Source organism: Pseudomonas sp. LBUM1653, from assembly GCF_059716115.1.
In genome coordinates, this window is record NZ_CP166803.1 from 2,613,762 (window position 1) to 2,633,723 (window position 19,962).

A 19,962-nucleotide genomic window follows, 5' to 3' on the forward strand; every position below is an offset into this window, starting at 1 on the left:
CTCCGCCCAACGTCCACCTCTCTACCGTACGAATGCCTCTGTTGGAGCCCCGCCATGCGCGAAGACCTCACACCGCCCGACCTTGACGCGTGGCAGCGCCTGTTTGAAGACGAGACCTACTGGCAGCAGTCTCCCGACTCCTATTACATGGATTTACAACGCCTGGCAGACGATCTGCTGGGACAGGGCGCCATTGATCTCGAACAATGGCAGGAGCTCAAAGCCAGGGCGGAGCAATCTCACAAGGACTCACCGGCGATCAACGTCGCCCGGGAACTCGATGATCCCCAAGCTTGAGGAAAATGCCCATGAAACCCGCACCCGATACAAAGCACCCTGACGAGCCTCGGCCACCCGGAGAAACCGAGCGCGACAACGACGCTTTGCGTCCCACCGATCCGACCCGGCGCAAGGAAAGCGGCAAAGGCACCGCCAGTGGCGAATCGACCGCGCAAGAAACTGCGAAGACTCGCTGATCAGCGTCTATGCTCATCCCACACACGGCGTCGGACCTTGTTGCGGCGCCGTTTGTCGTCATTCATCACAGGGAATGTTCTGCCTATGAAACTTCACGCACTGACCAAAGCCGTCACCCTCGCCACCTTGCTGTCTGCCGCCAGCTTTAGCGCCGTTGCTGCAGATATCCCGTTGTCCGCCGTCGTGGAAGCTGATGAAGTCAGCACCAAAGTCGTTTCGGTCGATGCCGCCAAACATCAAGTAGTGCTTGAGGGGCCGGAAGGTCGTCAGGTCCATGTGCAACTGACCGAGAAGGCGAAAAACCTCGGCCAGCTGAAAGCCGGTGATCAGGTCGACATCAAGGTCACCCGCTCCGTCGCGGCCTACCTTGACACCGATGTCGACAAGGGTTTGCCGGGCAGCTCGGAGCGTGCCGGTGAAGCCCGCAACGCACCCGGTAACGCCCCTGGCGGCGAAGCTTATCGTCAGGTTCAAGTCCAGCTGCAAATCACCGACATCGACCAGAAGAAAAACCAGGTGTCCTTTAAAAACCCGGCGGGGCAGACCAAAACCATCACTGTCGAAGATCCGAAAGTTCAAGCCAAGCTGAAGGACCTTAAAGTCGGGCAAAGCGTCTACGTGACATACACCGACGTACTGCAGGTGACCAGCAAATCCGGAAGTTGAGTGATCTACCCATTGATTGTTCCTGTACAACTTTTGTATAGGAACAATCAAAAATTTTGGTCGAACTAGTGGGTTTAAGTTGTTGGTTTGAATTATATTTTGGCCGGCATCTTATAAACCATGTATCGGCAAATTTCATGTTTAAAGCGCGGACATATTCATAAACATCTATTAAAATACGCCCCGTTCGCCCAGTGTCAGGGTTCTTTACCAGTGCATGGATTGCCGAGGCCATAGCACTGGGCGAACACTTTTTCTCCAAGTACGACTGCACTTTCAATCGAATGAATGGCGCAGTTTGTAGTCTGCTCTGCAATATCCCCCGGGCTTAAACTTGTAACTGACTGTTATGTGTTTTGCCTGCCTCCCCGAGATGGAGTGACGACGACATGAAAATCCTGATGGTTCTAACGTCCCACGATCAATTGGGTAACACCGGCAAGAAAACCGGCTTTTGGCTGGAAGAATTCGCTGCACCCTATTACGCCTTCAAGGACGCTGGCGCTCAACTCACCCTGGCCTCGCCGAAGGGCGGCCAGCCACCGCTGGATCCCAAAAGCGACGAGCCGGATGCACAAACCGATGCCACCGAACGCTTTCGCCAGGACCCTGCGGCTCAATCCGCTTTGGCCTCAACCGTCGTGTTGGGCACGGTGAAGGCCGGGGACTATGACGCAATCTTCTACCCAGGCGGCCATGGTCCCCTCTGGGACCTGGCCGAAGACCGTGATTCGATCGCGCTCATCGAAACGTTCTACAACGCCGGCAAACCGGTCGCGGCCGTCTGCCATGCGCCGGGTGTATTGCGCCATGCCAAAGACGCCGACGGCCAGCCACTGGTCAAGGGCAAGCGGGTGACGGGGTTCACCAACAGCGAAGAAGAAGCGGTACAACTGACCAAGGTTGTGCCGTTTCTGGTGGAGGACGAGCTCAAGGCCAAGGGCGGGATTTATTCCAAAGGGGCTGATTGGGCCAGCTACGTGCTGACCGACGGCCTGCTGCTGACGGGACAGAATCCGGCGTCCTCACAGGCCACGGCTGAAGCCCTGTTGGCAAAACTGAAATGAACACCACACCATTGTAGGAGCCAGGCTTGCCGGCGAACCGGACGCTGCGGTGTTTCTGTTGAACCGCGTTATCGTTCTTCGCGGGCAAGCCTCGCTCCTACAAGGGAGGTATTCAGTAGCCCAAGGCGGCAAGACACTGCTCGATCGAGCGCTGTTGCGTTTGTGCATATAACTGCAATTCATCGATCGTCGAGCGCCCCAGGGCTTTTTCGAACGCCTGCTGGTTAGAGTGCACGCCGTAGTGGGTTTGCGCGGCATCCCCCAGGTTTGACTGGAAAATCCCCGCCGCACTGACCGGCAGGAAATCCTCGTAGACCAGCGGTTCAACTTGCAGATACCCGCCGCTGACCAGATCTTCGAGCGTCAAGGTTTTCAGTTCAGCCGCAGCCAGGCCTTTTTCCGTCACAAAGTAGCGAAAGAACGCCAGCTCCTGTTGGCGCATGCCCTCATAGGTGTCAGGAAATTCGCTGAAATGTTGCGCCATCAACCCGTTGTAGCGGGCGGCGTTGGCTTCATTGGGGAAGTCCTTGAGTTCGTCCCGCGCGGCATTGAGCAAGCGGTCGTACAGCGCCCGGCCTTTGGGCGTCAGTGCGGCGCCGCGTTGTTCGATTTCACCAAACCGGGCGCTGTGGCTGCCGCGCGTGTCGGATTGATCGATGAAGGCGACCGGTTCATCGAGCGCCTTGAAGCTGGTCTGGCGCAGCAGGATAGGGCACTGCCGACGGGGCGGACCTTCGATCACCGCTTTGGGGGTGATACCGTGCGCCGGCATCTGCGCCTGCACGATGTCGATGTCCAGGGTGCGCGGCGTCAGGTGATTGATGTGCGGTCCCTTGAACGCCACCACATCGGCAATCAGGCGATGCTGGGCGCTGAGTTTCTGATATTGCTCGGCGGTCACCGTGGCGCTGTGGTGCCAGCGGAAAGTTTCCAGTGCCTGCTCGACGAATGTCCCGGCTTCCTCCTCAGTCAGGCCGCCTTGGCTCTCGGCGCGATCGATGAGGGCCAGGGCAGTGGGGGTGAAGATCGAACGCCTGTCCAGCACCGACTGGGCAAAGGCTCGCAGTTCCAGGTCTTCGATCAGTTCCAGGCGCAGCAGCGAGGTGAACACCCGGAACGGGCTGACCTGCAAAGACGCTTCATGCACCGCACGGAAAGCGGTCGAATGCACTGGCACTCCGGCCGGGGTCAGGTCGTAATAACCCACCGGCTGCATGCCCATGACCGCGAACAGGCGGGCGAGGGTGGCCAGTTCAGCGGCGGTGCCGACCCGGATTGCACCATGGCGCTCAAGGTCGAGGCGCTCGATTTCTCCGGTGCTGTTCAACCGTTGGGCCACCTGCGGGTCGTTGTCCAGCACGTGGCGGTTGGTCTGTTCCACCAGTTCCATCAGCGCGCCGTACAGCGGCACTTCTTCGCGGTACATGTCGGACATCGCTTTGGAGAAGCGTTGGCGGATCAGGTCGGGGCAGACGAAGCTCGGGTGGCTCATGAATGGAATTCCTGGCGCGTTGACGTGAAGGATGGAGAAAAGATCGCAGCCTTCATCGACGCCGGCAAACGAAGTTTCTGACGAACTTCATTCTGCAAAGGACTGCCAGTTCAGTGCAGTCGTTGATCCTGGGGGCTTTCCGAGCGCAGCGATGCCAAAAACTCCCGATACAGGTGCGCCGAACCGGCAGGCGCTTCGACCATCGGCATGTGCCCGATGCCTTCCCATATTTCCACGCGCAAATCCGCCAGGCCTTTGCTCCAGATGGCCACGCTGCTGACATCGATCAAGCGATCCTTGCGGCCCCACAGCAACAGCGCTGGCGCCTTGATCGCCGGCAGTTTCGGTTCCATGGGCGGGCTTGCGCGAAAGTCGCGGAAAATTTCTTCCAGTTCGTCGCGCGCCTGTTGATAGCGATGGGCGATGGCGTCCAGCACCACGCGCGGCACCCACGGTGGTTCGGCCATGGTCATGCCGTAGAAATACTTGAATTCTTCCCGTGAGTGGATCAGGAACGGGTTGTGGCCCTTGGCCAAATGCCGCTCCAGGTCACTGGGTTCTGGCTCGGCCACCCCGGCAGGGTCGAACAGGGCGAGCGAGGCAATGCGCTCCGGATAGTTGGCCGCCAGCCATGCCGCGATGTAACCGCCCATCGAGTTGCCGATGACATGGACCTTGTCGACCCCGCAGACATCGAGCAGCTGGATCATCCGCTTGGCCTGCAGCGCAATGTCGTAGCCGCCCCCCGCCTTGAAGCCGGTTTCGCCATGCCCGGCGATGTCGGGGATGATCACCCGGTAGTTGCCGACAAAGTGCCGGGCAAAACGCATCCACAGGTTCTTGTCGGCACTGAAGCCGTGGAGCATCAACACATTGCTGGACGCTTCATACGGCCCGCCTTGCCAGGTCGAGACGGTCATTTCGGGGATGGGCACGACGATCTTGTGCAGTTTGTATAACCTGGCCTCGACGGCCACGCTCAAGTCATACACCCAGTATCCAATGGCCGGGTAGCTCAACCAGCTCCAGGCGGCGAAAACCGCGATAGCGACAACCAGTAAAAGCATCAGCGTCTTCCTTCTATCTGATCAGGACACTATGTGATCGGCCGGTTTCAGGGTTCGGGTCAAGCGGTGAAAGCTGAAACTGAACCCGGGAAACATGGCAATCACATGACCGCTCTTGCTTTGATACCAACTGTGGCAGCCTCCTGACTTCCACACTGTGCGTTCCATTTCTCTATGGATCATTTCAGTGTAGGTACGTTCTGCCTCGGAGCGTACTTCGATGCTGCGCAAACCGCGTGCTTTTAACGTGCGAATGCAATCGAGGATGTAGTTCATCTGCGATTCGATGATGAACAGTGCCGATGTGTGGCCGATCCCGGTGTTCGGCCCGGTGACGATAAACAGGTTGGGGAAGGCCGGCAGGCTGGTGCCGAGGTAGGCCCTCGGGTACTGCGCCCAGACGTCTGAGAGGCGGGTGCCGTTCTTTCCCGTTACGGGGTAGGAAATCACCCCGTCGGTGGCGTCGTAACCGGTGGACCAGACGATCAGATCCAGGTCGATGTGCTGGCCGTCCTGCATGACGATACCGGTTTCATCGATGGCTTTGACGCCCTGCTCGCGGCTGTGCAAGGTCACGTTGGGGCGGCCCAGCGCGGGGTAAAGCGTGCTCGACAGAATCACCCGTTTGCAGCCGAGCGTGTAGTCGGGGGTCAATTTTCGCCGCAGTTCGGCATCCGGCACCTGGCGTTTGAGCAAACGTAGCGCTTGCTGCTGGACCAAACGCACTGCAGGCCTTGAGTATTTGAAGGCAATCACCCGGGTTTCAAATTGCCAGTAGATCATCCAGCGCAGCAGTTTGTAGGCCGGTTTGAGCCCGAGCAACCAGCGCTGGAAACGGCCGAAGGTGCGGTCCGCCCGTGGCAGTACCCAATGCGGCGTGCGCTGGAATACATGCAGGTGCTCGACGTCCGCGGCTATCGCCGGAATCACTTGGGCCGCACTGGCGCCACTGCCGACGATGGCCACGCGCTTTTGCCGGTAATCGTAGGAATGATCCCAATTGTTGGTGTGAAAGGCTTTGCCCCCAAAGCGTTCCTGGCCTTCGAAGTGCGGGACCACCGGTTGGCTCAGGGGACCGGTGGCATTAATCAGGAACTGCGCATGAAACGTGCCCTTGGCGGTGTGCACCGCCCAGCGCTTTTGTGCTTCGTCCCATTCGACGCGCTCGACATTGGCCTGCAGTTCCACCCTGTCGAGCAGGCCGAAGTGCTCCACCACGTAACGGGTGTAGCGGTGCAGTTCAGCCTGTTCGGCGAACATCTGCGTCCAGCGGTAGGGGGCGAAAGACAGCGAATAGAGCGGCGAGGGCACGTCGACCGCGGCGCCCGGGTAGGTATTCTGGCACCAGGTGCCGCCGAAGAAATCCCGTCGTTCCAGCAGGCGAAAGTCGGTGATGCCGGCCTTGAGCAAATTGACAGCCGCGCACTGGCCGCCAAAACCGCTGCCGATGATCAGCACTTGAAAGGTCTGCATGGGCCTCCTTTTCAACGTTGTGAATCAATCCTTATCTTCATGTATAGCCGTTTCTGCGGGAGCTCGTCCCGCCAGCCGGTGATGGCTATTTGACGTTGCCCTGTTAGACTTCGGGCACACCCTGCAATCGCGGTGTGAACAGGTTTCGTTCTGTGGTGCAGAGGTCCCAATGGGAAAGATGGGAGGAAAAGGACTTTCACTGGCCAGGAGGCTCTACACATCGCGCATCCTCGGCCTGGTGTTGGGTTTGATCTGCGTGAGTGTGGCGATGTACCCGCTGGACCCGGCTCCCTGGGTGTGGGGGTTGATGCTGTTCAACGGCCTGCTTTGGCCGCACCTGGCCTATCAATGGGCGCGTCGGGGCAAGACGCCCTATCATGCCGAACACCGCAACCTGTTGGTCGACGCGTTTATGGGCGGCTTCTGGGTCGCCGCGATGCAGTTCAATCCGCTGCCCAGTGCAACGACTATTTCCATGATGGCGATGAACAACGTGGCCATCGGCGGACTGCGTTTTCTGCTGGTGGGCACTGTCGCGCAGGTGCTCGGGATCGGCGTCGGCTGGTTGATCTTCACGCCGCTGTTAATCCCTGAAACAACCCGGCTTCAGCTCTACGCCTGCTTGCCCCTGATGTGTTTTTACCCGCTGGCGTTGGGCTTGATCTGCTTCCGCCAGGCGCATACCCTCGGCCAGCAAAAGCGCGAGCTGCTCGCCCTGAGCCGCACAGACAGCCTGACCGGCCTGCTCAATCATGGCGCCTGGAAGGATCAGCTGGAGATCGAATTCCAGCGCTGCCAACGCCAGCATCAGGGCGGGGCCATCGCCCTGATCGACATTGACCACTTCAAAAGCATCAATGACACCTACGGCCACGTTGCCGGTGACATCGTGCTGCGCCAACTGAGCAAGATGCTCAAGCAGAACCTGCGGGCCACCGATGTGGCCGGGCGTTATGGCGGCGACGAATTCTGCGTGATTCTTCCCGACCTTCCCCTGAGCAGCGCCGCTGCGGCCATGGACGCCTTGCGTGATCGTTTCGCGACCCTGGGCTACGAGCAAAACCCGGCACTGAAAGTCAGCTTGAGCATCGGCCTGGCGGCCTTCAACGCACACCACACCGACGCGACCCTGTGGCTCAACGACGCTGACCAGGCGCTGTACGAGGCCAAGACCACGGGACGCAATCGCGTTATCTGCTGCAGCAATGACCGACCTCGTCACGAACTGCTCGACTCGGTCTGACCTGCTTGCAGGCGCCGGCTTGCCGGCGAAGGCGGCCTGACGGTATGACTCACCCACATAGGTACTGAAAATGAACAAAAAAAAGGGCCACCGCAACCCGACGTTGCGGCGACCCGAGGGTGATACATAACTAGCGGTCCACTGGCATGGACCTGAAAAATCAATGCGCCCCGGCAGCCTTGTTCAAATCGCTCTCGGCCCATTCGGTATAGACGCAGGCATCCGCCGTCGCCCAGCGCACACGTACAGGATCACCTGCCTTCATTGGCATGCCGGCGGCTGAGAGTGCTTTGACCGTCATCGACGTACCGCCCGAAGTCACCACGCTGCAAGTCTGGCTTTCACCCAGGAACAACACTTCCACAACCTTGGCCGTCACTTCATTCCAGCCCGCGGCCAAAGATTCCTGAGCGGCTTGCTCGATGCTCAATGCCAGCGCCTTTTCCGGGCGCACCATCAGCAACACATCCTGATTGGTTTGCAAGCCGGCCGTCAGGCGGATCGACAGCGACTGTCCTTCAAACGAAGCCACCGCATTGCCCTGAGCCTTGAGCTTGAGGAAGTTCGAGTTACCGAGGAACGAGGCGACAAAGGCATTCGGCGGATTCTGGTACAGGTCAAAGCCGCTGCCCAGGCCGACGATCTTGCCGTGGCTGAAGATCGCAATGCGCTGGGACAGGCGCATGGCTTCTTCCTGGTCGTGGGTCACGTAGACGATGGTGATGCCCAGGCGCCGATGCAGCTGGCGCAGTTCGTCCTGCAAATCTTCACGCAGTTTTTTGTCCAGTGCGCCCAGTGGTTCATCCATCAGCAGGATGCGTGGTTCGTAGACCAGCGCCCGGGCGATGGCGACGCGTTGCTGCTGGCCGCCGGAGAGTTGCGAAGGTCGGCGATGGGCGAATTGTTCAAGCTGCACCAGCTTGAGCATCGCATCGACCCGGCGTTCACGCTCGGCCGTGGCCAGTTTGCGAATCGCCAACGGGAAGGCGATGTTGTCGCGCACAGAAAGATGCGGGAACAGCGAGTAGCGCTGGAACACCATGCCGATGTCGCGTTTGTGCGGCGGCACGTTCACCAGCGACTGGCCGTTGACCAGGATCTCGCCGCTGCTGGGTGTTTCGAAACCGGCGAGCATCGACAACGTGGTGCTTTTACCGGAGCCGCTGGAGCCGAGGAAGGTCAGGAATTCACCGTCCTTGATGTCCAGCGAGATGTCGTCCACGGCGGCAAAGTCGCCGTAGTATTTGTTCAGGTTGCGCAGGCTCACCAGAGGCTTGTCATTTTGCTGCGCGGAATCTTTGATCACTGCACTCATGTCGTACTCCTGCGCTTAGGCGCTGATTTCATTGCGCCGGCGCAGTGCGGCGGCGATCACCATGACCAATACCGAGAGGCCGATCAGCAGCGTCGAGGCGACGGCAATCACGGGCGTCAGGTCCTGGCGCAGGGTGGTCCACATTTTCACGGGAAGGGTTTGCAGGGTCGGGCTGGCCATCATCACGCTCAATACCACTTCATCCCACGAGACGAGGAAGGCGAAGAGGGCGCCGGCCACCATCCCCGGACGGATCGCCGGGAAGGTCACCTTGAACACCGCTTGCAGGCGCGAGGCACCACAGATCACCGCGGCATCTTCGATCGACTGGTCGAACAGCTTCAGCGAATTGATGATCGAGATGATGGTGAACGGCAAGGCGACGATGACGTGGCTGACCACGAACGCGAACATGGTCCCGGTGTAGCCCAGTTTCAGGAACAGCGCGTACACCGCCACGGCGATGATCACCAGTGGCACGATCATCGGCAGGGTGAACAGACCGTAGAGCATTTCCCGGCCAGGGAAGCGCCCGCGTACCAGGGCGAAAGCAGTGGGCAGGCCAAGGGCCACGGCAAAGAACGTGGTCAGTACCGCGACTTTCAGACTGGCCATGGCCGCGTTCATCCAGTCGGCGTTGGAGAAGAACTGGCCGTACCATTTCAACGTCCAGCCCGGCGGCGGAAACACCAGCCACTGGGACGAGCCGAACGACAGCAGGACGATGAACACGATCGGCAACAACAGGAACAGACCGATCAGCCCGGTGGTGGCATACAGGCCGAAGCGCATCCGGCGGCTCATGGCATTGGGGGTCAGGAGCATGACGGCTTACCTCGCGTTGCTGGCGCCAACCGGGGATTCCGGCTGAAGCTTCAGGTAGAAGTAGAACAGCACCAGCGTGATGACGATCAGCAACGCGGCGCCGGCGCTTGCCAGGCCCCAGTTGAGGAACGACTGCACCTGCTGAATGATGAACTCGGGCAGCATCATGTTCTGCGCACCGCCCAGCAGCGCCGGGGTGACGTAGTAACCGAGGGACATCACAAACACCATCAAGCCGCCGGAGAACAGCCCCGGCCGGCACAGCGGCAGGAACACCCGGAAGAAGTTGGTCCAGGGGCTGGCCCCGCAGATCGAACCGGCCTGCAGGATCATCGGGTCGATGGCCTGCATGGTCGCCTGCAGCGGCAGCACGATGAACGGGATCATGATGTAGCTCATGCCGATCACCACGCCGGTGAGGTTATGCACCATCTCCAGCGGTTGATCGATGATGCCCATGGCCATCAGCGCCTTGTTGATCACCCCGGAGGCTTGCAGCAGCACCAGCCAGGAATAGGTGCGGGCGAGCAGGCTGGTCCACATCGACAACAGCACGATGTTGAGAATCCAGCGACCCCAGCCACGTGGCACCAGAGTGATCGCCCAGGCCAAAGGGAACCCCAGCAGCAGGCTGAACAGCGTCACCAGGCCGGCCACCGAGAAGGTGTTGAGCAAGACCCGGGCATACGCCGAGTTGGCGAACAGCTGCTCGTAGTTGCCCAACCCCGGAGTCGGTTCCAGCACACCGCGCAGCAGAAGGCCGATCAATGGTGCCAGGAAGAACAGGCCGAGGAACAGCAGGGCGGGGATCAGGTTGCTCGATCCGCGCCAGCGTTGCGCAAGGGTAGGGGTTTGCGTCATCGCAGCCGCCTTGCCGGCAGCGCCGGAGGCGCTCCCGACGGGCGTGGATGGACGGGACGCGGTTGCCGTCATTTTCATTTGACCAGCCATTCGTTCCACCGTGTGGCGATAGCAGGACCGTTCTTGGCCCAGTACGCGAAATCAAGAGTGATTTGATCCTTGGCGTAGGCAGTCGGCAGGTTAGGGGCCAGCGCCGAGTCCAGGCGCGCCACGCTGTCGACGTTGACCGGCGCATAGGCGGTCAGGTTGGAGAAGTCGGCCTGGCCTTTGGCACTGCTGGCATTGGCCAGGAACTTCATCGCCGCGTCCTTGTTCTTCGAACCCTTTGGAATGACCAGGATGTCGGCCATGACCAGATTCTGTTTCCAGCTCACACCAACCGGAGCGCCGTCTTCTTGCAGGGCATGGATCCGGCCGTTCCAGAACTGGCCCATGCTCGCTTCACCAGAGGCCAGCAGCTGTTGCGACTGAGCGCCACCGCCCCACCAGACGATGTCTTTCTTGATGGTGTCGAGTTTCTTGAAGGCGCGATCCAGGTCCAGCGGATAGAGCTTGTCGGCGGCGACGCCATCGGCCAGCAGCGCCAGTTCCAGCACACCAGGACTTGGCCATTTATAGAGGGCGCGTTTGCCGGGGAAGGTCTTGGTGTCGAACAGCGAGGACCAGTCCTGGGGTTTGTTGGCACCGAGCTTGCCTTCGTTGTAGCCGAGTACGAAGGAGAAGAAGAACGAGCCGACGCCGTGATCGGAGACGAACCGCGGGTCGATCTTGTCGCGATCGATGACTTTGAAATCGAGGGGTTCGAGCAGGCCTTCGGCGGCAGCGCGCAAGGCGAAGTCGGCTTCGACGTCGACCACATCCCACTGCACGTTGCCGCTTTCGACCATGGCCTTGAGCTTGCCGTAGTCGGTGGGGCCATCCTGGACCACGGTGATGCCGCTGGCCTTGCTGAACGGATCGGCCCAGGCCTGCTTCTGTGCATCCTGGGTGCTACCGCCCCAGCTGACGAAGTTGACGCTTTCAGCCGCCAGGGCCACATGACTGACCGTGGCCAACAAGCCGGCGAACAGTACTGCGGATGCACGTTTGTTCAACACCATTTTCACGCCCTCATTTGTTGTGTTTTTGAGCGGGCTTGGTAATGCCCGCCTATCGGGAGCAGTAGGTCCATCTGGCCTTGAAAGGCGACCGTGCCAAGGGCTGTTGTGGGTGCTTTCCCTTGCGGGCGCCCTTGGTCGAATCGTTCGGTCTATGGAATATCATATTATGGTATTCCAAACTTTGTGCAAGCACTTTGCCTTACCGGCTATCAGCCAAAAATGCTTTTTTAGAGCTGCGGGGCGTACCCGGTACCGCGCAAACGACGCAATCCCTGTGGGAGCGAGCCTGCTCGCGAAGAGGGCGTGTCAGTCGACATACATGTTGCCGGGTACATCGCCTTCGCGAGCAGGCTCGCTCCCACAGGGAATTACGCAAATCCGAGGGTCACTGGGTGAACGGAATACTCTCCACCACTTCCAGGTCGTACCCGGTCAAACCTGCGTATTTCAATGGCGGCCCGAGATGCCGCAGCTTGCCGACGCCAAGGTTCTGCAGGATCTGCGCACCGGTGCCGACTTCCGAATAGATCCGTGACTGCGAACGGCTGAATTGCCGCGGCGCCTGGGTCAATTGCGGCACCCGCTCCAGCAACGCTTGCGACGATTCGTGATTGGCCAGCACCACCACCACGCCGCGACCTTCTTCCGCCACTCGCTGCAACGCGGCCCATAACGTCCAGTTGGAAGGGCCGCTGTATTCGGCACCGACCAGATCGCGCAACGGGTCGATGACATGCACGCGCACCAGCGTCGCTTCATCGCGGCGCAGATCACCCATGACCATTGCCATGTGGACACCGCCTTCGATGCGATCCTCAAAGGTGATCAGACGAAAGGTGCCATGCACGGTCGGCAGCTCGCGCTCGCCGATGCGCACCACCGTGTGCTCGGTACTCAGACGATAGTGGATCAGGTCGGCGATGGTGCCGATCTTGATCCCGTGCTTGCGCGCGAACACTTCCAGGTCGGGGCGGCGAGCCATGGTGCCGTCATCGTTCATCACTTCGACGATCACCGAGGCGGGGGTGAAGCCGGCCAGGCGCGCCAGGTCGCAGCCGGCTTCGGTGTGACCGGCACGGGTCAATACACCGCCCTCCCGGGCGCGCAACGGGAAGATGTGGCCGGGCTGCACGATATCGGCGGCACTCGCGCCTTGGGCGACGGCGGCGGCCACGGTGCGCGCGCGGTCGGCGGCGGAGATGCCGGTGGTCACGCCAACAGCCGCTTCGATCGACACCGTAAACGCGGTGCTGAACACGCTGCCATTGCTCGGCACCATCTGCTCCAGGCCGAGGCGCTGGCAATGCTCGTCGGTCAAGGTCAGGCAGATCAGGCCGCGTGCTTCACGGGCCATGAAGCTGATAGCGTCGGCGCTGCAGCGGTCGGCGGCCAGCAACAGGTCGCCTTCGTTTTCCCGGTCCTCGTCGTCAACCAGGAGCACCATCTTGCCTTGGCGGTAGTCTTCGATGATTTCTTCGATGCTGTTGAAGGCCATGTAGGGATTCTCGGTGTTTGATGGATAGATACTGTGGTATACCATAATACAAAACAAGCAGAGAGGTCACTATGAAGGCGTACTGGATTGCTCACGTGGATATCACCGACCCCGATCAATACAGCCAATACACGCAGCGGGCACCGAAGGCGTTTGCCCAATACGGTGGTCGGATGTTGGCTCGAGGTGGGCGCAGCGAAGCGATGGAAGGTCGGCCGACGCCGCAACGCAGCGTGGTGATCGAGTTCGACTCTTACGAACAGGCGTTGGCCTGTTATCGGTCCGATCTGTATCAGGAGGCGAAAGGGCACCGCGAGGGTGTGGCGCAGGTAGAAATCATCATCGTCGAGGGTGTGGCGCCGCTCTAACAAACGCTACTTTACCCTGTGGGAGCGAGCTTGCTCGCGATGAGGGAGTGTCAGTCGGCATTTATGTTGGTTGATGCGACGCCATCGCGAGCAAGCTCGCTCCCACAGGGGGAGATGCCGCACCCGGAAATTACGCCCAGTGATGATCAATGTAGAGGTGGGGAGTCTTCAGCGGATGAAGTGGATTTTGCCGCTGTCGTCGTTACCGATGTAGATACCGTAGACCCCGGCCTGCCGCTCCTCGATGTAGCGTTCGAGAATCTGCCGGATCGCCGGGTAGTAGATGCTGTCCCAGGGAATGTCCTCGGGCGCGAAGAATTTGTAGTCGAGGGTTTCCGGTCCGTACTGCCCGGTGATCTCCAGGGCGATGGCGCGGAAGATGATGTACACCTCGCTGATCTTCGGCACGCTGAAGATCGAGTAGGGCGAGAGGATTTCCGCGCGCACGCCGCTCTCTTCCCAGACTTCACGCAACGCCGCCTGCTCGGTGGTTTCGCCACCTTCCATGAAGCCCGCCGGCAAGGTCCAGGTGCCGGGGCGCGGCGGGATGGCGCGTTGGCACAGCAGGTACTTGCCGTCCTGCTCGATGATGCAGCCGGCGATGATTTTCGGATTGACGTAGTGGATGTAGCCGCAGCCGCGGCACATCAGGCGCTCGTGCGTATCGCCCGGTGGCAGCTGTGACTTGAGGTCATTGCTGCCGCACTTTGGACAATAGCTCGGGCTGAACATGATCAACGTCCTATACGGGGTTCTTTGAGCGCGATGGGCTGGGTGATCTCGGGGATTGCCCCGGTCTCTTCCTGCTTGCGCTTGAGGTAATCGAGGGCGACGGTAGCGGCGGCGCGGACGTGGTCGACGCAAGCCTGGTGAGCGGCCAGCGGATCACCACTCTTGATCGCTTCGACCATGCGTTCCATTTCCTGGTTGCTGGCGCCACGACGGTTTTCCTGGGACACCGACGTCGCCCGCAGGTAGCTGATGCGCGCCTGCAACTGACGCAACTGGGTAGCGGCGACGTGGTTGCCGGAGCCTTCGAGCAGTACATCGTAGAAACCCTGCACGGAATCGATGACCTGTTGCAGTTCACCTTCCTTCAAGGCCTGGCGGTTTTCTTCCAGGGCCTTTTCCAGGGCCTTGATGTCCTTGGCCTTGGCACGCAGGGTGAACAGTTGAACGATCAGGCCTTCAAGTACGCAACGCAGCTCGTAGATATCGACGGCATCGGCCAGGGTGATGATCGCTACCCGTGGGCCCTTGGCGTCGGCGAACTCCACCAGGCCTTCGGACTCCAGGTGACGCAAGGCTTCGCGCACCGAGGTGCGGCTCACACCCAGGCGATCGCACAGATCGCGTTCGACCAGTCGATCTCCCGGCAGAAGCTGGAAGTTCATGATGGCGCTTCGCAGTTTATCCAGCACGATTTCGCGCAGGGTAACGGGGTTGCGATTGACCTTGAAGCTGTCGTCGAGTGGCAGGCGTTTCATGGGGTCCGCTCTGAATGTGGCTGTCCATGCAAAAAGAGCACTTCGATCGCAATAATCTTAGTGCTCATTCAATCAGACAGCCAAGGGTTAACTGGAGGCCTCGGCATCGGCTTCGGCGAACGCTTCACGGGCGAGCCGGAAACTGTCTACGGCCGCGGGGACACCGCAATAAATACCGACCTGAAGCAGAATTTCGCGTATTTGTTCACGACTCAGCCCGTTACGCAAGGCACCACGCACGTGCAGCTTGAGTTCGTGAGGCCGATTGAGGGCCGAAATCATCGCCAAGTTTATCATGCTGCGCTCTTTAAGCGACAAACCCTCACGGCCCCAGACGTGGCCCCAGCAGTACTCGGTGACCATCTCCTGCAGGGGGCGGGTGAAGTCGTCGGCGTTCTCGATGGAGCGGTTCACATAGGCTTCGCCCAGCACCTGGGTGCGGATCTTCAGGCCTTTTTCGTATTTTTCATTGCTCACTTCAATGATCTCCTGGAAGACTCTGTCCTGTAGGAGCCGGCTTGCTGGCGATGGCGTCCTCAAGTACGCCATCGCCAGCAAGCCGGCTCCTACAGGTATTCATTCACAGCCCGCCCATTAGTGTGTATTTGAGTTCCAGATAGTCCTCGATGCCGTACTTGGAGCCTTCACGGCCCAGGCCTGAAGATTTGATCCCGCCAAAAGGTGCGACTTCGGTGGAAATCAACCCTTCGTTGATCCCGACCATGCCGTACTCCAACGCCTCGCTCATGCGCCAGGCGCGGCCCAGATCGCGGGTGTAGCAGTAGGCAGCCAGACCGAACTCGGTGTCGTTGGCCATCTGCACGGCCTCGGCTTCGCTGTCGAATCGGAACACCGCTGCGAGAGGGCCAAAAGTTTCTTCCTGGGCGACTTTCATTTGCGTGGTGATGCCGGCCAATACCGTTGGCTGGAAGAAACCGTGACCCAGCGCGTGACGCTCGCCGCCACAAAGCAACTGGGCACCTTGCGCCAGTGCGTCCTGCACATGGTCTTCAACCTTGGCCACGGCGCGCTCGTTGATCAGCGGACCCTGGGTGACGCCGTCAGCGAAACCGCTGCCAACCTTGAGTTGCGACACCCGTTCGGCCAGGCGCGCGACAAAGGCGTCGTGAATGCCGTCCTGTACCAGGAAGCGATTGACGCAGACACAGGTCTGGCCGGCATTGCGAAATTTGGCAATCAGCGCGCCGTCCACCGCACGCTCCAGATCGGCATCGTCGAAGACAATGAACGGCGCATTGCCGCCCAGTTCCAGCGAAACCTTTTTCAGCGTCGGCGCGCACTGCGCCATCAGCAACTTGCCAATGGCCGTGGAGCCGGTGAACGACAGTTTGCGCACCAATGGGCTTGAAGTCAGCTCGCCACCGATGGCAATAGCGTCGCCGGTAATCACGTTGAAGATGCCCGCCGGGATGCCGGCTTGCTCGGCCAGCGCAGCCATGGCCAGTGCCGAGAACGGAGTCTCCGGTGCCGGCTTGACGATGCACGGGCACCCGGCGGCCAGTGCCGGGCCGGCCTTGCGGGTGATCATCGCCGCCGGGAAGTTCCATGGGGTGATCGCCGCGACGACACCGATCGGCTCTTTGCTGACGACAATGCGTGCATCGCCCTTGTGGCTGGGAATGGTGTCGCCGTAGATGCGTTTGGCTTCTTCGGCGAACCACTCGATGAAGCTGGCGGCATAGAGAATTTCTCCCTTGGCTTCGGCCAACGGTTTGCCTTGTTCGAGGGTCAGGATTTCGGCGAGGGCATCGGCGTTTTCCAGCATCAGCGCGTGCCAACGCTTGAGTGTGTTGCTGCGTTCCTTGGCGGTCAGGGCACGCCAGGCCGGCCAGGCGTTGTTGGCGGCGACGATGGCCTGCCGGGCTTCGACGGCGCCCAGGTTCGGCACCTGGCCGATCAGTTCGCCGGTGGCCGGGTTGAAGATGTCCTGTTGCGCACCGTCGGGCGCATCCAGCCATTGGCCATTGATGTACGCCTGCTGGCGGAACAGTTGCGAGGCTGCTGGGCTCATGCCGGCTCCTGATGAAAAGAGAAAGTGGCTGCGCTGCTTTACCTGTGGGAGCGAGCCTGCTCGCGATAGCGGTTTGTCAGTCGACATTAATGTTGAATGTCAGTCCGTATTCGCGAGCAGGCTCGCTCCCACAAGGTTTATCCCACAGGGTTTTGTGTGAAGCCGATCAGGCCAGGGCGGGCAGGGGGCCGAGCTTGCCTTTGTGGTAGATCATCGGCGTCACCGGTTGCTCGGGCAGGATCAGGTTCTTCACCGCGCCGACGATGATGGCGTGGTCGCCGCCATCGTATTCACGCCACAGTTCGCACTCGATGATCGCCGTGGCTTTGCGCAGCAACGGGTTGCCCAGTTCGCTCAAGTGCCACTCGATGCCGTTGGCCTTGTCCTTGCCTTTGCCGGCAAACGCATAGGCTTCGGCGGTCTGGTCGGCGGACAGCAGGTGAATCGCGAACCGCTTGCTGTCGCGCAGGATCGGGTAAGTGTCAGAGGCGTAGTTGGGGCAGAACAGCACCAGTGCCGGATCAATCGACAGCGCACTGAAGGCGCTGGCGGTAATGCCGACGATCGCGCCATCCGGGTCGAGGGTGGTGACCACCGTGACCCCGGAAGGAAACGAGCTCATGACGTCTTTGTAAATGCCGGGTTCGATCATTTCTCAGGACTCCTAGCGCATCACAAACGGATCAGGCATCGGTGCCTGGGAAAGATTGATCCACACCGTTTTCAGCTCGGTGTAGGCCAGCACGGAATCGATGCCGCTTTCGCGTCCATAGCCACTGTTCTTGAAGCCGCCGATCGGCGCCATGGCCGACACGGCACGGTAGGTGTTGACCCAGATGATCCCCGAGCGCACGTCCCGGGCCAGGCGATGGGCGCGGCCCAGGTCGCGGGTCCAGATGCCGGCGGCGAGGCCGAACTGCGAGTCGTTGGCGATCGCCAGGGCTTCGGCTTCGTCCTTGAAACGGATGACCGAGGCCACCGGGCCGAACACTTCTTCCTGCATGATCTTCATCGAGTTGCGGTCGCACTCGAACAAGGTCGGCTCATAGAACCAGCCTTCGCCCAGATTCTCTGGACGCTTGCCCCCCAAGCGCAAACGCGCACCTTCGGCAATGGCATCCGCCACCAGACCTTCAACCACGGCCAGTTGCTGCGCAGTGGCCATCGGGCCCATTTCGCTGCTGTCTTCCTGTGGGTTGCCGATGCGGATGCGCTGGGCGCGTTCCACCAGGCGAGCGACGAATTCGTCGTAGATTTCGTCCTGCACCAGCAGACGCGAACCCGACACACAGCTTTGCCCGGACGCGGCATAGATCCCGGCGATAGCACCGTTGATCGCGCTGTCGAGGTCGGCGTCGGCAAAAATGATGTTCGGCGATTTTCCGCCCAGTTCCAGCGACAGCTTGGCGAAGTTTTCGGCGCTGCTGCGCACCACATGCCGCGCCGTGGCCGCGCCGCCGGTGAAGGCGATCTTGCGCACCAGCGGATGGCGGGTGAGGGCGGCGCCGGTGCTCGGGCCGTAACCGGTGACGACGTTGACCACCCCCGGTGGAATCCCGGCTTCCAGTGCCAGTCGCGCCAGTTCGAGAATGGTCGCCGAGGCGTGCTCGGATGGCTTGATCACGATGGTATTGCCAGCCGCCAGGGCCGGCGCCAGCTTGATCGCGGTCAGGTACAGCGGACTGTTCCACGGAATGATCGCGGCGACCACACCCATGGCTTCGTGCACGGTGTAGGCAAACAGGTCCGGTTTATCGAGGGGCAGGGTGCCGCCTTCGAGCTTGTCCGCCAGGCCTGCGGTGTAATGGAAAAACTCTGGCAGGTAGCCGACCTGACCGCGGGTCTCGCGGATCAGCTTGCCGTTGTCGCGGCTTTCCAGCTGCGCCAGTTGTTCCTTGTTTTCGGCGATCAGGTCGCCCAGGCGCCGCAGCAACTTGCCGCGGGCGGTGGCGGTCAGGCCGCGCCAGGCCGGGCTGTCGAAGGCGCTCTGCGCAGCCTGTACGGCGCGCTCGACGTCGGCTTCGTCGGCATCGGGCAGTTCGGCCCAAGGTTCGGCCAGGGCCGGATTGAGGCTTTCAAAAGTCTTGCCGGACAGGGCATCGACCCATTCACCGCCGATGCACATCTGGAAGCGTGCGAGAGTCATGCAACGATCCCCTTAATCTGGTTTTGTCGGGAGTGCGCCGTGTCGAGAAACTCCAGCAACAGCTGGTTGACCAGGCGCGGCGATTCTACGGGCATCATATGCCGCTGCTCGGCGAGTACGGCAACGGTTGCGCCGGGAATGCGCTGGGCCAGTTGCTCGGCCATTTTCGGGGTCGACCCCGGGTCGAGTTCGCCGGTAGCGACCAGCGTCGGCACCTGGATGCTGGCCAGATCCTCGGCGCGGTACATGTCCTGGGTGGCGAACAGTTCATAAGTGGTCAGGTAACCCTGCGGATCATTCTGCGCGAGCGTCTGACGCAAAGCGGCGATCTGCGCCGGATTGGCCGCCTGGTATTCACGGCTGAACCAGCGTGACAGTGCCGCCTCGGCGTTGGCGTCCGGCCCGTGTTCGGCGGCCTGGCTGGTGCGTGCGATCACGCCGGCACGTTGTTCAGCGGTGCGATTGAAGACGCTGTTGAGCACCACCAGGCTTTGCAGGCGTTGCGGGTAATGCAGGGCGAAGGCCCGCGCCACCAGCCCGCCCATGGAGAAACCGATCACTGCCGCCTTGGGCAATTGCAGATGATCGAGCAGCTCCAGCAGCTGGTCGGCATAGCCGAGCAACGGCGTGCCGCTTTCCGGGCGCGGGCTGGCGCCATGACCGAGCATGTCGTAGGCGATGACGCGGTATTTCGTGGCCAGGCCAACGATCTGGCCGCCCCACATTTCTTTATTCAGGCCCACGCCGTGGATCAAGACCACGGGCTGGCCTTGGCCGGTCGCCAGGTAACTGGTGCCAGCCGGGGTACGTTCAGCGGTGAGCCGAATCATGGAGCGCTCCTGCATACC

At 60.7% G+C, this 19,962-nt stretch carries 21 protein-coding genes; 6 read left to right on the forward strand and 15 right to left on the reverse strand.

The features are described 5' to 3' along the window. Positions 1–54 precede the first annotated feature (54 nt). From ACA054_RS11960 to ACA054_RS11975, 4 genes are all read left to right on the forward strand, one after another. Entirely contained in the window at positions 55–297 is a 243-nt protein-coding gene (locus ACA054_RS11960; protein ID WP_497689558.1) for a hypothetical protein, read from the forward strand. An 11-nt stretch (positions 298–308) separates the two neighbouring features. Then, entirely contained in the window at positions 309–476 is a 168-nt protein-coding gene (locus tag ACA054_RS11965) for a hypothetical protein (RefSeq protein ID WP_497689559.1), read from the forward strand. An 85-nt stretch (positions 477–561) separates the two neighbouring features. Further along, positions 562–1,143 carry a hypothetical protein gene (locus ACA054_RS11970; protein ID WP_497689560.1) on the forward strand — a complete coding sequence of 194 codons (582 nt, stop codon included), beginning with the start codon at positions 562–564 and terminating at the stop codon, positions 1,141–1,143. 389 nt (positions 1,144–1,532) lie between these two features. Then, positions 1,533–2,210 (forward strand): type 1 glutamine amidotransferase domain-containing protein, encoded by a 678-nt coding sequence (locus ACA054_RS11975; protein ID WP_497689561.1) that lies wholly within the window; start codon positions 1,533–1,535, stop codon positions 2,208–2,210. A gap of 112 nt (positions 2,211–2,322) precedes the next feature. Here the strand turns inward: ACA054_RS11975 and hglS are convergent, their stop codons facing one another. The 3 genes from hglS to ACA054_RS11990 all read right to left on the reverse strand — a co-directional run bounded on the left by hglS (position 2,323) and on the right by ACA054_RS11990 (position 6,242). Beyond that, positions 2,323–3,702, reverse strand: a complete 1,380-nt coding sequence (gene hglS / locus ACA054_RS11980) for a 2-oxoadipate dioxygenase/decarboxylase HglS (protein ID WP_497689562.1) — start codon at positions 3,700–3,702, stop codon at positions 2,323–2,325. 110 nt (positions 3,703–3,812) lie between these two features. Beyond that, the gene (locus ACA054_RS11985) at positions 3,813–4,769 is read right to left on the reverse strand and encodes an alpha/beta fold hydrolase (RefSeq protein WP_497689563.1); all 957 of its coding nucleotides are present in this window, start codon (positions 4,767–4,769) and stop codon (positions 3,813–3,815) included. Positions 4,770–4,790: 21 nt separating this feature from the next. Beyond that, a complete protein-coding gene (locus tag ACA054_RS11990; RefSeq protein WP_497689564.1) occupies positions 4,791–6,242 on the reverse strand; it encodes a flavin-containing monooxygenase in 1,452 nt (483 codons plus the stop codon). 169 nt (positions 6,243–6,411) lie between these two features. Between ACA054_RS11990 and ACA054_RS11995 the strand changes: the two genes are divergently transcribed. Continuing rightward, entirely contained in the window at positions 6,412–7,485 is a 1,074-nt protein-coding gene (locus ACA054_RS11995; RefSeq protein WP_497689565.1) for a diguanylate cyclase, read from the forward strand. A gap of 160 nt (positions 7,486–7,645) precedes the next feature. Here ACA054_RS11995 and ACA054_RS12000 read toward each other — a convergent pair whose 3' ends face one another. From ACA054_RS12000 to ribBA, 5 genes are all read right to left on the reverse strand, one after another. After that, the gene (locus ACA054_RS12000) at positions 7,646–8,800 is read right to left on the reverse strand and encodes an ABC transporter ATP-binding protein (RefSeq protein ID WP_497689566.1); all 1,155 of its coding nucleotides are present in this window, start codon (positions 8,798–8,800) and stop codon (positions 7,646–7,648) included. Positions 8,801–8,815: 15 nt separating this feature from the next. Continuing rightward, positions 8,816–9,625, reverse strand: a complete 810-nt coding sequence (locus ACA054_RS12005; RefSeq protein ID WP_007976227.1) for an ABC transporter permease — start codon at positions 9,623–9,625, stop codon at positions 8,816–8,818. A 6-nt stretch (positions 9,626–9,631) separates the two neighbouring features. Further along, a complete protein-coding gene (locus tag ACA054_RS12010) occupies positions 9,632–10,564 on the reverse strand; it encodes an ABC transporter permease (protein WP_497689567.1) in 933 nt (310 codons plus the stop codon). Then, a complete protein-coding gene (locus ACA054_RS12015; protein WP_497689568.1) occupies positions 10,561–11,586 on the reverse strand; it encodes an ABC transporter substrate-binding protein in 1,026 nt (341 codons plus the stop codon). The genes ACA054_RS12010 and ACA054_RS12015 overlap by 4 nt, the downstream gene beginning before the upstream one ends. Positions 11,587–11,971: 385 nt before the next feature. Further along, on the reverse strand, positions 11,972–13,081 hold the full coding sequence (gene ribBA, locus ACA054_RS12020) for a bifunctional 3,4-dihydroxy-2-butanone-4-phosphate synthase/GTP cyclohydrolase II (RefSeq protein ID WP_497689569.1): 1,110 nt from the start codon (positions 13,079–13,081) through the stop codon (positions 11,972–11,974). 71 nt (positions 13,082–13,152) lie between these two features. Between ribBA and ACA054_RS12025 the strand changes: the two genes are divergently transcribed. Further along, positions 13,153–13,449, forward strand: coding sequence for a DUF1330 domain-containing protein (locus ACA054_RS12025; protein ID WP_497689570.1), 297 nt, complete (start codon positions 13,153–13,155; stop codon positions 13,447–13,449). A gap of 168 nt (positions 13,450–13,617) precedes the next feature. Here the strand turns inward: ACA054_RS12025 and ACA054_RS12030 are convergent, their stop codons facing one another. The 7 genes from ACA054_RS12030 to ACA054_RS12060 form a co-directional block, all read right to left on the reverse strand. After that, positions 13,618–14,181, reverse strand: a complete 564-nt coding sequence (locus ACA054_RS12030) for an NUDIX domain-containing protein (RefSeq protein WP_492641138.1) — start codon at positions 14,179–14,181, stop codon at positions 13,618–13,620. Positions 14,182–14,183: 2 nt separating this feature from the next. Continuing rightward, complete coding sequence (locus tag ACA054_RS12035; protein WP_020800935.1) at positions 14,184–14,936, reverse strand: GntR family transcriptional regulator; 753 nt, start codon at positions 14,934–14,936, stop codon at positions 14,184–14,186. Between the two features lie 87 nt (positions 14,937–15,023). Continuing rightward, complete coding sequence (locus ACA054_RS12040; RefSeq protein WP_008059553.1) at positions 15,024–15,413, reverse strand: carboxymuconolactone decarboxylase family protein; 390 nt, start codon at positions 15,411–15,413, stop codon at positions 15,024–15,026. Between the two features lie 103 nt (positions 15,414–15,516). Further along, positions 15,517–16,968 carry an NAD-dependent succinate-semialdehyde dehydrogenase gene (locus ACA054_RS12045; RefSeq protein WP_497689571.1) on the reverse strand — a complete coding sequence of 484 codons (1,452 nt, stop codon included), beginning with the start codon at positions 16,966–16,968 and terminating at the stop codon, positions 15,517–15,519. A gap of 166 nt (positions 16,969–17,134) precedes the next feature. Beyond that, positions 17,135–17,620: a flavin reductase family protein gene (locus ACA054_RS12050; RefSeq protein ID WP_497689572.1), complete on the reverse strand. Its 486-nt coding sequence runs from the start codon at positions 17,618–17,620 to the stop codon at positions 17,135–17,137. Positions 17,621–17,632: 12 nt separating this feature from the next. Then, a complete protein-coding gene (locus ACA054_RS12055; RefSeq protein WP_497639260.1) occupies positions 17,633–19,114 on the reverse strand; it encodes an aldehyde dehydrogenase in 1,482 nt (493 codons plus the stop codon). Next, positions 19,111–19,944, reverse strand: coding sequence for an alpha/beta fold hydrolase (locus tag ACA054_RS12060; RefSeq protein ID WP_497689573.1), 834 nt, complete (start codon positions 19,942–19,944; stop codon positions 19,111–19,113). The genes ACA054_RS12055 and ACA054_RS12060 overlap by 4 nt, the downstream gene beginning before the upstream one ends. Positions 19,945–19,962: the final 18 nt, after the last annotated feature.

Excerpts from the sequence above, each read along its gene's own strand:
- ACA054_RS11960 (WP_497689558.1), top strand. The coding sequence starts at position 55 with ATGCGCGAAGACCTCACACCGCCCGACCTTGACGCGTGGCAGCGCCTG.
- ACA054_RS11965 (WP_497689559.1), top strand. The coding sequence starts at position 309 with ATGAAACCCGCACCCGATACAAAGCACCCTGACGAGCCTCGGCCACCC.
- ACA054_RS11970 (WP_497689560.1), top strand. The coding sequence starts at position 562 with ATGAAACTTCACGCACTGACCAAAGCCGTCACCCTCGCCACCTTGCTG.
- ACA054_RS11975 (WP_497689561.1), top strand. The coding sequence starts at position 1,533 with ATGAAAATCCTGATGGTTCTAACGTCCCACGATCAATTGGGTAACACC.
- hglS (WP_497689562.1), bottom strand. The coding sequence starts at position 3,702 with ATGAGCCACCCGAGCTTCGTCTGCCCCGACCTGATCCGCCAACGCTTC.
- ACA054_RS11985 (WP_497689563.1), bottom strand. The coding sequence starts at position 4,769 with ATGCTTTTACTGGTTGTCGCTATCGCGGTTTTCGCCGCCTGGAGCTGG.
- ACA054_RS11990 (WP_497689564.1), bottom strand. The coding sequence starts at position 6,242 with ATGCAGACCTTTCAAGTGCTGATCATCGGCAGCGGTTTTGGCGGCCAG.
- ACA054_RS11995 (WP_497689565.1), top strand. The coding sequence starts at position 6,412 with ATGGGAAAGATGGGAGGAAAAGGACTTTCACTGGCCAGGAGGCTCTAC.
- ACA054_RS12000 (WP_497689566.1), bottom strand. The coding sequence starts at position 8,800 with ATGAGTGCAGTGATCAAAGATTCCGCGCAGCAAAATGACAAGCCTCTG.
- ACA054_RS12005 (WP_007976227.1), bottom strand. The coding sequence starts at position 9,625 with ATGCTCCTGACCCCCAATGCCATGAGCCGCCGGATGCGCTTCGGCCTG.
- ACA054_RS12010 (WP_497689567.1), bottom strand. The coding sequence starts at position 10,564 with ATGAAAATGACGGCAACCGCGTCCCGTCCATCCACGCCCGTCGGGAGC.
- ACA054_RS12015 (WP_497689568.1), bottom strand. The coding sequence starts at position 11,586 with ATGGTGTTGAACAAACGTGCATCCGCAGTACTGTTCGCCGGCTTGTTG.
- ribBA (WP_497689569.1), bottom strand. The coding sequence starts at position 13,081 with ATGGCCTTCAACAGCATCGAAGAAATCATCGAAGACTACCGCCAAGGC.
- ACA054_RS12025 (WP_497689570.1), top strand. The coding sequence starts at position 13,153 with ATGAAGGCGTACTGGATTGCTCACGTGGATATCACCGACCCCGATCAA.
- ACA054_RS12030 (WP_492641138.1), bottom strand. The coding sequence starts at position 14,181 with ATGTTCAGCCCGAGCTATTGTCCAAAGTGCGGCAGCAATGACCTCAAG.
- ACA054_RS12035 (WP_020800935.1), bottom strand. The coding sequence starts at position 14,936 with ATGAAACGCCTGCCACTCGACGACAGCTTCAAGGTCAATCGCAACCCC.
- ACA054_RS12045 (WP_497689571.1), bottom strand. The coding sequence starts at position 16,968 with ATGAGCCCAGCAGCCTCGCAACTGTTCCGCCAGCAGGCGTACATCAAT.
- ACA054_RS12050 (WP_497689572.1), bottom strand. The coding sequence starts at position 17,620 with ATGATCGAACCCGGCATTTACAAAGACGTCATGAGCTCGTTTCCTTCC.
- ACA054_RS12055 (WP_497639260.1), bottom strand. The coding sequence starts at position 19,114 with ATGACTCTCGCACGCTTCCAGATGTGCATCGGCGGTGAATGGGTCGAT.
- ACA054_RS12060 (WP_497689573.1), bottom strand. The coding sequence starts at position 19,944 with ATGATTCGGCTCACCGCTGAACGTACCCCGGCTGGCACCAGTTACCTG.